The following is a 12,804-nucleotide window of genomic DNA, read 5'->3' as shown; positions in this document are numbered from 1 at the left end:
GATTATAATTGTTATTCAGGATTTGTCCAGCCCGGATTTTGTGTCAGGTATTTGTTGCGCTTCAATTCGTCAAAATGAATTGGCCAAAACCACATTTTGAGCGTAAAAATGGAAGGTAATGATGGTGTTTCAACCACGCTATGGAAAAGGTCTGCCTGCGCTTTAGTGGCATAGGCATTGTATCCATAAACCGGGGCCGACTCTTCCGATTGCGCATCGGTCCAACGGCGCAGATCGAAATAGCGGTGCCCCTCGGCAAATAACTCAACCTGGCGTTCTCTTTTCAATCTTATACGAAATCTATTTGGATCAGCATAAACATCACCCGGATAATCAGCTAATCCGGCACGGATGCGGATAGGCTGAATTCCTCTTTTCATTTCCGAAATGTTCCTTGAAATTACCTGTGTTTTACTTCCGTCCCACGATGGGATGTTATAAGATCCGTTCAGCTCATTTAAGGCTTCTGCATAAATCAGCAATACTTCCGCATAACGGATAGCAGGATCAACTTTTTGTTTCATACGGCTTTGATCATAAGCGGTAAGCGCCACATTGCTGATATCATCCGGATGCACATATTTTTTAATACCCACCCCCGTACGTGGCCAGTAGGTCGTATTTTTATAACCATTAGGATCGCCCCGATAGTAGAATATCTGTACATTACTTTTTTCATCTCTTACGCTTTCTGCATTGAGGAGATTCCATGTAGAACCGTTATATGATACCGACGCATAAAAACGGGGCTCGCGTTGTACGAACTGTTTATTTACCCCAACGCCCAAAGGCCCCAACTCTGGGTATTTGGTCAGTTCCGTCTGCGTTACAAAACCCGTTGTGCGGGGCTGCGTATTATAGCGGCCCTCATAGCCCTGTCTTCCGGCGTACATGCTGTTCATTCCTGGTATATCGTTACCATCATTCATGGCATAGGCATCAACCTGCTTTTGAGTCATGCCATGCGAATTGTAGCCCTTGCCCTCCAGGCGCGGCAACTGATGCAGTACCAAAACGTTTATGCCTTCGCCTCCCTGATTTTGGCCATGAGTGAAAATCAGTTCGGGATTTTGATAGGCAGGAACTGTTCCGTTAAACAAAGCGCGGTACGACTCGTAAGGATCGATATCGCTCCAGCCCGAAGGCCAGGCACTATTAGAAAAATTACTGTCAAATGGAGGAGTAACAGTTGCCGGATAAGCAGCATCGCCTGTTGTTTTTTTATAAGCAACATACAAACGGTATTGGCCCATATCTATTACATCCTTGGCAGCGGCAGCAGCCCTGGCCCATTTGGATTCATCATAGGTTCGGGAAAGTAAGGGTTTGCCATCTTTGGTAGCCAGTGCCGCAGCTACATCAGCAGGTGCTTTTCCGTTAGCCAGCGGACTTGCTGCATACAAAAGTATCCGGGCACGGAGCGCTAGAGCTGCACCACGGGTTGGCCTTGCTAGCTGTTGTATCCCCTGCTGAAGTGAAAGTCCTTTAGCGGCTTCTACCAGTTCGTTCGAGAGGTAAACTGCACATTCTTCGTAGGTATTCCGTGGCTGTGCAATTTCATCATACTCTTTGGTGTAATCAATCCCTTCATTGGGTACAATCGGCACCGGACCATAGGTACGTAACAGTACCCAATAAAAGTAGGCTCTTAAAAACCTTGCCTGCCCCTTAAGATTTGCAATTTCTTTTGCGGTAAACTGCTTATTGATGTCAATATTATTAATAAATATAGAAGCTTGACGGATGCCTTTATAGGCCACATTCCAAATTTCTTTGCTTTCGCCATTCAATCCATTTTCAGTGTATTGTCCGTTTTTCCATCTTTTGTACCCATCGCTTTCATCACCGTAATACATATCATCAGCAAAATTAAAGGGCATGTATTTCTTGCTGCTTACATCCTGCATAAAATTACTGCCCAGAAATGAGTAGGCCTGCGCCAACCATCTGTTTGCATAATCGGTATTGGTAAAAACCTCTTCTGTGGTTAACCGCTCATCAAAGAGGTAATCAGAGTCGAGAAATTTTTTACATCCGCCAGCAATTAAAATAATACCTGCGAAAGCTAAAACGATAACTATTTTTTTCATATTCTTCTTGCTTATAAATTAACTGATACCCCTAATGACATTGTTCTGCTAAGCGGGTAAACTTTCCCTGTTGAACTCCCAAGTTCCGGATCCCACAGTTTAAATTTGGTAAAGGTGAGCAGGTTGGTGCCGATAAAAAAGAAACGCACATTATTGAGGTGAGCCTTGTTTACCAGGGTTTTAGGCAGCGAATAGCCAATATCCAATGTTTTTAAACGCAGGTAAGAACCATCTCTTAGCCAAAAGGTAGATGCACGGTAGTTATTGGCATTTGGACCGTAGGTTAAACGGGGATAATCTGCATTGGGATCTTCATTTTCACCTAATTTCCAGCGGTTGCTATTGGCTACATCATTCAGGATATTTCCCCAATTCTGACCTAAGCTGAACATGTAAACCGACGATCCGTTAATAAAATAAGTAGACTTTCCTACACCCTGAAAATGCACATTGACATCAAGACCTTTCCAGCTCGCCGAGAGCCCAAATCCGTAGGTAAGATTTGGTCTGGTTGTTGCGCCAATAGCTACAATATCATTATCATCGATAATACCATCGCCGTTAATATCCTTGTATTTAATATCGCCCGGCATTACCTCACCAAAGGATTGTTTCGGGCTATTGCGGATATCATCATAATCTTTAAACAGACCTAGATCCATCAGCCCCCGGGCTTGATCTACCCGATGGCCTTCCTGTAGCTTGTAGGTGTAAATCGTATTTTCTTCATCTCTTTCCAGGATTTCATTTTTGCTATAGGTCACATTGCCGCGTAAGGTGAGATCTATATTGCTTACCTTTTGTTTATAAGTAAAACTGCCATCAAATCCGGCTGCTTTTACCTCGCCCACATTGGCAGAGGGATTATTTTCCAAACCTACATACCCGGGCAGAAAATTCCGGCTCATGTAAATTCCTTCACGGCGTTCGCGGAAATAATCAACCGATCCGCTAAACTTGTCGTGGAAAAGTGAATAATCGATTCCCAGATCTTGCTTGGTGGCAATTTCCCAGGTAACATTAGGAGAGGCTACTGAAGAATAACGGATACCTGTCCATGGATTTGAAGAATCAAAATCACCGAAATTGTACCCGCCTGCAGCCATTTGTTCCAAGGTATATAGATAAGGAAACCTGATATCGCCTAAGTTGTCGTTCCCTGTTTTTCCATATGAATAACGCACTTTAAACATATCTACCCATCCCAGTTTTTTCACTATGGGTTCCTCTCCGATATTCCATGCTCCGGAGATGGCAGGAAAAAATCCGAATCTATAGTCTTGGTGGAAATTTTCAGAACCCGTGTAACCGAAATTGAAATCAACATAATAGCGCGATTTCCAGTTGTAATTGGCCCGTCCGGCCAATCCCTGATTCCGGCGTGCAATTCCGTTTTTTAAATCCGAACCGATATTTTGTGTAAATACCTTCGATGCCTGACTGTACTTAACCATGGCCCCGAAATTGTGGTCGCCTATGTTATTGTTATAATGTGTTTCCCATTCAAAGAACTCACGTTTATCGCCGTCCGAACCAGAAGTTTGTGTCATTTTCTGTTCTTCTTTTATGCGTTTAAATACCAAATTGCCTTCGGTATCGCGGTAACGGTTGGCGCTCCACAGTTCAGGGAACTTGTAGCGTTTGATATAGTTATTGTTATAAGTATCATAACCAAAGCGGCCAACAAAGCGGAGACCTTTGGTAATGAAATCCAGACCCTGGTTCAGATTTAATGTGGTTTGGATGTTATTGCTCCAACTTTCGTTGTAACCGGTCATGGTGCCCTGTACCCAGGGATTAAAGCGGTCCATATCATTGTCTGGATTGGTATCGCCATCATCACTTGCAGGGATCTTCCCGTCTGAATATACCAGTGGAGAGGTAATTGCATTGTATCCCATCAGCGCCGTCCATATTGCATCACTGCCCACTCCAGGGTCATTTTGTTTCCGTAACGAACCCGAAACACCTACTGTAAGTAAGGTAGATTTGGTGATATCCATATCAACGCTTAAACGATAAGTATACTTGTTAAAACTGGCGTTGGTATTGTAGTCTTTCAATGCATCATCTACCTTATACATTCCCTGCTGATTCTGGTAGCTTCCCGATAAATAATAACGCGCAGTTTTTCCTCCTCCACTTAAATTGATCATACTGCGCTGGCTTTTTGCTGCATCACGCAACACCACATCCATCCAGTTTACATTGGGAAACAGGTCGGGATCTAAGCCCAGCCGCAGTATCTCGAGTTCTGGCCTCGAAAAAAGAGGCTCCTGATTTCTAACAATCTTTGCCTCATTCGCCATTGAGGCATACGCATAGCCATCCACAAATTCGGGTAGTTTGGTAAGTGTATTATAAAAGCCTTCTACTTTTGCATTAATATTTACTTTACCTTCCTTGCCACGTTTGGTTTTGATTAAAATTACACCATTTGCGCCTCTGCTCCCATAAATAGCCGTTGCCGAAGCATCTTTTAATACAGAAAAGGATTCCACATCTTCCACATTGATTTCGTTCATGTCACGTTCAAAACCGTCGATTAATACCAACGCTGCATTGCTGGCACCGAAAGTAGAAATACTGCGTACCCAAAATTCCGAAATGCTGCCCGGACGCCCTGAGGTTTGCATGGCCTGGATGCCCGGTACCACGCCCGCCAGTGCATCTGCCATCGATGTAGAAGGGTTAGATTTGAGCCGGTCTACATTTACAGTTGTAATGGCCCCTGTGATGGATATCTTTTTTTCTGCACCCGTACCGGTAATTACCACCTCGTTCAATACACTGGCATCTGATTCTTTCAGGCTAATATTTACTACGCGCTGCTCTTTTACTAATACTTCCTGTTTTTCGTAACCCATGTAAGTAAATACCAATGTCTGGTAAGGAGGCATTTTGATACTGAATTTCCCATCACCATCGGTAATTGCCCCCAGCCCGGGCAGGTTGGCAACAGATATGCTTACCCCTGGTATGGGCTGTTTGCCCATGTCGGTTACTGTTCCCTTTACGGTTACTTCCTGTGCGAAAACATTAAGAGAGACTCCAATCAGCACCATGCACGTTAGTAAAATTAATCTCATCATTATATATTTGGTCTTCATCAATTATTCTTCTTTAGCTATTTTTCGGATAAGCCAATTGCCGGTATCACCGATATAAAAACATTTTTTCACATCATCATAGGCAATGGCCTGCGGGTTATTGAAACGGGCTTCGGTACGTAAATCGCCATCGGCATAACCGCTTGTACCATTGTTCCCCCGTCCGGCGAATGTACTTACCCTTCCTTGTGGTGTTAAAATGCGAACTGCATGGTTGGCCTTGTCGCAGAAATAGAAATCGTACTGATCGCCTCCCGCTGTTTCATATTCCGGATTTTTAACAAATACCCCCTGTACCGGGCTGTTCAAACGTGCGTTAGTACCGATTCCGTCGGCATAACCTGCAGTACCTGCTGCACCACAGATGGTATATGGCGTTTTGAATGTTTTCTTGTCGTGATCATAATCGGTACGCATGATAAAATGTTTTTCAAATTCGACCAGATAGGCATAGTCTCCGGAGGGATGCATCACCATGTAAACGGCTACTGCGCTATAGGGATTGGAGAACACCAGTTTATCTTCTTTGGTATTGAAGTCATACCTGCGGATATCACCCGCTCTATACCGTGAGTAGTATAACTCTCCATTCTGTGGATGAACTATTGTACCATTTACACCCCGGGCATAAACCTCGATTGCTTTTTTCTGAATAAAATTAGATTCACGGGTGAACAGGTAATTGCCATTTTTGGTATCGCTGGAATGGTTGTGAGAAACAATCATATCCTGATTTCCGTCCATTCTCCAGTTTAATATCGATACCCTGTCGAGATCCGTTCTGAAGTAACTTACATATTGCTTCTCGAAATCAATCAGACGGCAACTGTTTACATCGGCGGAGAAATAGAGGTGGTTATAGTTTTTAGGATCGAAGGTGAGCCACAGTATGCCCTTAAATCCACCACAATCGTTAAAGGGGCCCTCCTTTTCCTCAAAATTACTCGGCACCTGATAGTATTTCCCCAAAAAGGTAGAAACGAGCAGTTTTCGGGTATAAGAAAGTGGTTCTTTTGAGATACCATGGGCCAATTCCTCATTATTGCCACCAAGAACACTAACTTTTATATCGCCAGCATAGGCCTTTTCAGGAATGATACAATAAATGGCATTATTTTTTACACCAACAACTTTGGCTGGCTTCCCTCCGATCATCACTTTTATTTTGGAAATATCGTTCCCGAAATTATCACCATATATCACCAGATTGTTTCCTACACTTCCGGCTTTAGGGTAAAAATCGCTGACGGTTACGGGCTTAGATGGATCGTAGCCAACTTCCTGCGACAACTCATCCTGTTTACAATGTGTTAAGGAAAGCGCAATCAACCCGAGCAGCATCCAACGGATTTGCCAACGCCTGGTTTTAACCTTTTTTTTAATTTTCATATACATATTGCTTTTATCCGGATTTTAGCCGGGTTACACTGGATTTTATTATTTCTTTCCTGAGCTGAACGCTAGCCAATAAATGGTTATGGTATTATTGCTTTATAATTTCGAAATAGCTGGATCGTAATACTGTTAAACTAACAACATGGACATATTTCCCTGGAATGGGCATAGCAATGTCCTTCGGCTTTACAACTGTAGTGCCGACCACGGATCAAAACAGAGCCGTTACTTATGCAGAAAATATTATTTTACCAAGCTGCAAACCCACAACATTGTGTAGGATATGCGTAACTCTCTTTGTTTTAGTTAATGGTGTTTTAGATAAGCTAAATCGGTAAATCGTTTTATGGTGAATAACAATAATTTTGATCCATTAATAACATCTGATTGGCAACATACTGCAATCTAAATGTTCCACTGCCTGCAACGCTATTAATACCACAACCGGCTGTTTTTAGCATTTGCTCACAGGATCAATACAGATTTGTTTTATTCTGGTACGAGGAATGTACCTGAACTGATAAGTATTTATTGAGCATAGCATAATTTTTTTTGTAATTTCCCTGATTATTGGTTTTAGATAAATTACTGATTATCAATCGTCTGAAACAAATAATTTGTATCTCATAAAAAGTATTAAAACTGCAAAAGCATGGTGTTGCTGATGGAAGAAATTTGCAGTAAGGTTTGTTATTTGGTTAATTGAAATCAAAGTAAAGGAATAGCAATATCATTATCTGTTCAATATTTTGTCGATTTGTCTCAACTTTAGAATAATCCCATTCGTAAAGCGCTCAGAAGACGATTTAATGCTAAAAGAAAATCCAGCACCTGTCTTTACATATTCCAAATTCGAGTCTTATACATTGGCTAAATTCTGATTATGAGAACAATATTGCGCAAAGCGGTTCTGTAGCCACTACGTGGCGACATTCCAACCAGGCATGACCCACTCAATGATGCTGATCATTGCAACTTCTCATTCCCAGAACATGCAATAGCCGTCATGCGGAGGCCTCCATGGGGACAGGAATTTTAAATAAAACCGATGATAGTTATTATCTTTAGCCAGGTATAACCGCCGTAATGTTATACCTTCGGATTTCCATTATAACCGCTCTTATATCGATCCAGATATAATGGTAATTCTTTTCGAAAGCACAGCCCTTAGACCTCATAAGATCTACCTGTTCAATATTTTGCTATTACTGCTAACAAGAATATAATTATAGGTTGTGTTCCTAAATTTTTGCCGTCAAAACCGTATCTTCGGCATGTTTTGATAGGACAATAGTACGCCTATAGATAAGCAAATGGTTATTCCACTGGTTATTCCACGTTAGAAACATAAGCACATGTCTGAAATAAATTATCCTGTACCATACAATGAATCCGAAAGGCTTTTAAGGTTGTCCGATCTCGATATTGATTACGGGAGCCTGTCTGAAAGTTTTAAAGACCTTACCCATCTGGCCGCGAAAGTAGCCGGTACAGAAATCTCATTGGTTAACCTCATCGACGCCTATACCCAGTGGACGGTAGGCAGACATGGCCTTGATTTACAGCAGATGACCCGGGAAGAGTCTGTGTGCCAATACACCATTACACAAAACGATCAGTTCGAGGTACCCGATCTTTCGGCAGATGACCGCTTCAATAAAAATTTCTATGTCGGTGCTCCGCTGTCCCTTCGCTATTATTTTGGTGTACCACTTAAGGATAACGACGGATTAAACATCGGTGCCCTTTGTGTGCTGGATACCGGATTGAAAACACTGAGCCCGGAAAAAATCGAGCTACTGAAAATCATTGCTGCAGAGATCATGAACAGGATAAAAACCTATCAAACCATGGAGTTGCTGCAAAATAATTTAAAAGATATTAAGGAGTCAACCAAAAAAGTTGCTCATGATATTCGCGGACCAATTGCAGGGATAATAGGTTTATCTGAAATTATTACTGAGGAAGGGAAAAGTGCCAATTTAGATCAGGTAATTGAGTTTATCAAATTAATTCATAGTGGAAGTAAATCAATTTTAGACCTTGCCGACGAAATACTTTCTGATAATGATGAAGTGAAAGCTCCAGGCGTCAATGAATTTGACCTCAGTAGTTTCCGCACCAAGCTTCAGGAGCTCTACGAACCGCAGGCAACCTACAAAAAGATCAATCTGAAAATCAATATTAACCCGGACAAAAAAAATATCGTCTTTTCGAAAAACAAGCTGCTGCAGATTAACGGGAACCTAATTTCTAATGCAGTAAAATTCACCCCCAGCGGTGGTACAATAACCGTAGACCTGGATGTGCTGGTGAAGCCGGAAACAAATATTTTACGTATCGTTGTTGCCGACAACGGAGTCGGAATCAGGGAAGACGAAATTGTACAAATCTTAACTGGAGGCATTGGCACAAAACAAGGCACCGGAGGTGAAAAAGGTTACGGATTTGGCTTATCGCTGGTAAAACACCTCATCGATAAATTGAAGGGTGAAATGTTCATCACCTCTGAAAAAGGACAGGGAACAGTCTTCCGCATTGAACTTCCTCAACGCCATTCGTAATTTTCTGTCTGCTAAAAATCTAGTTTTTGCTATGAAGCCCAAATTTTATTTATTGCTATTATCAGCCCTGGTATTCTCCAAATTCTCGCAAGCGCAGGAAGGCAGTGCAGACGAGTTGTTTACCCAGGCAAGAACTGCAGCCTTCGAATCAAAAGACTTTCCTAAGGCCATTGCACTCAGCAAAAAGGCCTTGGCTAAAAGTCCGGACTATCCAGATATCAGGATTTTTTTAGGCAGGGTTTACACCTGGAGCAAGCAACCTGATAGTGCCAGGCAAGCTTTCGCCCTGGTTTTAGCAAAACAGCCCGATAACAAAGATGCACATCTTGCTAATTCTACCCTCGAATTTTGGGAAGACAATAATGAAAAGGCCCTGCTCGACGTGAATAAAGGCCTTACTTTCCATCCTACAGACGATGAGCTCCTGCTGTTGAAAGCTAAAATACTCAACAGCTTAAAAAAATGGACTGAAGCGAATGCAACTATTGAAGAGGTGCTAAAACGATCACCCAACCTTACCGAGGCACGCACACTTGCCGCAAGAGTAAGGGAAAATTCTTCCAAAAACAAAATAGGGCTCAATTACGACTTTGTATACTTCGATAAACAATTCGATGACCCGTGGCACATAGTGAGTATAGACTATAGCAGGCAAACCAAATTGGGCTCTGTTACCGGAAGAATAAACTATGCGAATCGTTTTAACCGCAACGGCCTTCAGTTCGAGGTAGACGCATATCCCCGTATTTCAGACACCTTCCAGGCCTATATCAGTGGTGGGTACTCTGATGACGTAGGCGTGTTTCCTCACTACCGTGCAGGCTTTTCATTATATGCAAACCTACCGGCAAGCTTTGAAGCAGAAGCTGGATTTCGATATTTAACCTTTGGCGAATCAACCTGGAGCTATACCGCATCAGTAGGAAAATACTACAAAAGCTTTTGGTTTAATTTCCGGACTTTTTTAACCCCTTCCAACGATCAGGTCTCTCAATCGTTCGCCTTAACCACCAGGTACTATTTCGGTGGTGCCGATGATTATTTTAGCCTTCGCCTGGGCACTGGTTTATCACCAGATGACCCCCAAAATAATGTTTTAATTGGAAACACGGCTTACAAGCTGCGTTCAAACAACATAACGATCGGTTACCGGAAAGCGTTTAAATCGCTTAATATCCTCATCGTAAACCTCGGGTTGGAGAACCAGGAATACCGGCCTAACACCAAAGGCAATCAACTTGATCTTGGTATTGGCTACATAAGACGTTTCTAATGACAAGGAAGGTAAAGAAACTATGGATTGCACTGGCTGTTGCCGCCGGCATTCCATTAACGATGTGGCTCTGCTGGTATTTAAACCCAAAAACCAAAATGGTTGCTGCCATAATCGACAAAACAGTTCTTACGCCCGCCGGCCAGGAACATATTTCCTTCTTATGGATTCTAAATCATGAGAAACTAACGAAAACAGCAAGCACGTTTTATAAAATTGACCGCGATTATTTTGGTTTCTTCCCTTTAGAGGGAGAAAAATTCCGCCTGAAGGGACTGGAGCGGTTCAACAATGATCAGCTACAGCAATTAAGTGAGGATATTAACCTGGTTTATTTTACTGATACTTACGGCATTTATCGGAACGAATGGTATACCCAAAAGAATAATAACGAACGCTCCGGAATGGTTTATGGCGGGATGAGCAGCCAGGATATTGAGTTATTAAAGCAGATGAAGCAGAAAAAGAAACTCATTATCACAGAATTTAATAGCATAGGAAGCCCCACAAGCCAAGAAACCAGAAAGCAGTTTGAGGATATGTTCGCGATGCACTGGACCGGCTGGACAGGCCGCTTTTTCGAAAGTCTTGATACGACAAGAAATAAGGAACTGCCGCGGTGGCTCATTAATAATTATAAACGGGCAAATAACAACAACTGGCCATTTAAAAAGTCGGGCATTGCTTTGGTTAGCAATCAAGACAGGGTCATCATCCTGGAGGATGGCCGCGACTTAAAAAACCCGATGCCACACATTATCAGTGGTGAATACGGACAAAAAGTACTGGGCTTGCCCGAAGAGATTAAATATGCATTCTGGTTTGATGTCATTCAGCCGAACAGAGCGATTAATACCCAGGTTGCCAGCTTCAAGATGGATGTTAACCAAAAGGGGCAGGCGCTTTTGAAAGCAAATGGCCTAAGCGCTGTTTTTCCTGCCGTGTTGATGCACAAAGAAACCGATTATCGCTTCTATTACTTCTCCGGAGATTTCTGCGACAACCCAGTCAACCTATCTTCCTCTTATTTCAAAGGAATTGGCGCTTTCAAGTGGATATTCTACGATACCAGTAATCCAATGGAACGATCCAGCTTCTTTTGGAATTTTTACCGCCCGATGATGACCACCATCCTTGATCAGGAACGGGAGTACCATAACAAATAGCTATTTCTTCGTCGGCAGATATTTTAGAATTACCGATGGTGGCAGTACCCTTGCCTTTGTACCCAAACCTGCATTTTTTCGCTTAAAATTTTCGAAGGCATTTTTGATGCGTTCGTAACTCACCTCATCTCTTACTAACTCCTCTTGCATATTGTCACCTATTTGATAAAGCGATGTGCCGTTTAGGTGATACGCGCCGTGGATAAAATCGACCATCTCAGTTTTGGTCTGTATCAGTGGGTAACTGTGCACATTCCTGAATGAGCGGGCAGTATCAAGTCCTGATCCGAGCCAGCTTACAGCGCCAGGTAAGTCTATACCATAGCCTGACTGAAGATATGCCAGTAAACTTGGCGTCACATCAAAATGTGTAGATATGGATGCAAATTGCGCACTACGCTTTAACAGCGGCGAATAAATAATTAAAGGTACATGATAGCGGTCTATCTTGTTACTCATCGGAATTTCTGGCATCCGGTGATCTCCTGTAATTACAAAAATGGTGTTGGCATAGTCTTCTCTTTTCTTATAATTGTTAAAAAAGCTCCTCAAAGCATCGTCGGCATATAAAATAGTACCATACTGTTTTTTGTAATTACGATAATTGTCTTTCTTAGCTTCGTCGAATCCTAATTCCGTCATCCGCTGTTCAAACCTGGAATTGTATTTTTCCTGTTCGTTAATCAAAAAAGGATTGTGCGTGGTGACCGTTAAAATTACGTTCAGCTCTGCAGGTTTAGCAGCTTTTGAAGGCCTGTTTGCCAGGTAATATTTGTATAGCTCCTGATCTCCGTATCCCCAGGAAAACCCATTTTCTGCCGGCAGCTTGAGGTAGCCTGCCGAAAAGGACTTGAGGTCTCTGATTTCATCAACGCTGTTCTTTTGAAGAAATAGGTTCATATTATCGAAGGTTGCGTCTCCTCCATAATAGAACGAAGTTTTATAGCCATTGAATTTTAGTAAACTGAACAAAGAAAGATGATCTGGCATTTGCTGTCCCTGCTCAAGAAAACCATTTTTACCGAAAGGCAAAGATCCCATTAAAGACGGGAGCACTGCAAACGTGCGACCACCAGCACTTAAAAAATTTTTCCAGTAAAGGCCTTTATTGGCTAATGAATCGACAAAAGGAGTGAAATTTCCCAGATAGGCGCCTTCATTGGTAAACGCCCGGCCCAAGCCCTCAACGATAATGATCACCAGATT

Annotated in this window: 7 protein-coding genes; 3 read left to right on the top strand and 4 right to left on the bottom strand. The window is 42.4% G+C overall.

All coding sequences use genetic code 11. The features are described 5' to 3' along the window. Window positions 1–11: 11 nt before the first annotated feature. The 3 genes from QF042_RS11205 to QF042_RS11195 are packed head-to-tail and all read right to left on the bottom strand — an operon-like array spanning window position 12 to window position 6,589. A complete protein-coding gene (locus QF042_RS11205) occupies window positions 12–2,090 on the bottom strand; it encodes a RagB/SusD family nutrient uptake outer membrane protein (RefSeq protein WP_307528283.1) in 2,079 nt (692 codons plus the stop codon). Between the two features lie 11 nt (window positions 2,091–2,101). After that, entirely contained in the window at window positions 2,102–5,182 is a 3,081-nt protein-coding gene (locus QF042_RS11200; RefSeq protein WP_307528281.1) for a TonB-dependent receptor, read from the bottom strand. Window positions 5,183–5,203: 21 nt separating this feature from the next. Continuing rightward, window positions 5,204–6,589, bottom strand: coding sequence for an IPT/TIG domain-containing protein (locus QF042_RS11195; RefSeq protein ID WP_307528279.1), 1,386 nt, complete (start codon window positions 6,587–6,589; stop codon window positions 5,204–5,206). A gap of 1,361 nt (window positions 6,590–7,950) precedes the next feature. Between QF042_RS11195 and QF042_RS11190 the strand changes: the two genes are divergently transcribed. Genes QF042_RS11190 through QF042_RS11180 form a run of 3 tightly spaced genes read left to right on the top strand, consistent with a single transcriptional unit; the run spans window position 7,951 to window position 11,598 of the window. Further along, a complete protein-coding gene (locus QF042_RS11190; RefSeq protein ID WP_307528277.1) occupies window positions 7,951–9,159 on the top strand; it encodes a GAF domain-containing sensor histidine kinase in 1,209 nt (402 codons plus the stop codon). A 31-nt stretch (window positions 9,160–9,190) separates the two neighbouring features. Next, a complete protein-coding gene (locus tag QF042_RS11185) occupies window positions 9,191–10,432 on the top strand; it encodes a YaiO family outer membrane beta-barrel protein (protein WP_307528275.1) in 1,242 nt (413 codons plus the stop codon). Next, the gene (locus QF042_RS11180) at window positions 10,432–11,598 is read left to right on the top strand and encodes a hypothetical protein (protein WP_307528273.1); all 1,167 of its coding nucleotides are present in this window, start codon (window positions 10,432–10,434) and stop codon (window positions 11,596–11,598) included. The genes QF042_RS11185 and QF042_RS11180 overlap by 1 nt, the downstream gene beginning before the upstream one ends. On the opposite strand, the gene QF042_RS11175 is transcribed toward QF042_RS11180, so the two are convergent. Beyond that, window positions 11,599–12,798, bottom strand: a complete 1,200-nt coding sequence (locus QF042_RS11175) for an LTA synthase family protein (RefSeq protein ID WP_307528271.1) — start codon at window positions 12,796–12,798, stop codon at window positions 11,599–11,601. Between the last annotated feature and the right edge of the window lie 6 nt (window positions 12,799–12,804).

Origin of the sequence: Pedobacter sp. W3I1 (assembly GCF_030816015.1) — a bacterium.
Taxonomy (GTDB): domain Bacteria; phylum Bacteroidota; class Bacteroidia; order Sphingobacteriales; family Sphingobacteriaceae; genus Pedobacter.
The sequence above is the reverse complement of the archived record's forward strand: the minus strand, read 5'-3'. Positions and strand labels throughout refer to the sequence as shown.

Bases quoted from the DNA above. Each gene is read 5' to 3' on its own strand.
- QF042_RS11205 (WP_307528283.1), bottom strand. From the start codon at position 2,090: ATGAAAAAAATAGTTATCGTTTTAGCTTTCGCAGGTATTATTTTAATT.
- QF042_RS11200 (WP_307528281.1), bottom strand. From the start codon at position 5,182: ATGATGAGATTAATTTTACTAACGTGCATGGTGCTGATTGGAGTCTCT.
- QF042_RS11195 (WP_307528279.1), bottom strand. From the start codon at position 6,589: ATGAAAATTAAAAAAAAGGTTAAAACCAGGCGTTGGCAAATCCGTTGG.
- QF042_RS11190 (WP_307528277.1), top strand. From the start codon at position 7,951: ATGTCTGAAATAAATTATCCTGTACCATACAATGAATCCGAAAGGCTT.
- QF042_RS11185 (WP_307528275.1), top strand. From the start codon at position 9,191: ATGAAGCCCAAATTTTATTTATTGCTATTATCAGCCCTGGTATTCTCC.
- QF042_RS11180 (WP_307528273.1), top strand. From the start codon at position 10,432: ATGACAAGGAAGGTAAAGAAACTATGGATTGCACTGGCTGTTGCCGCC.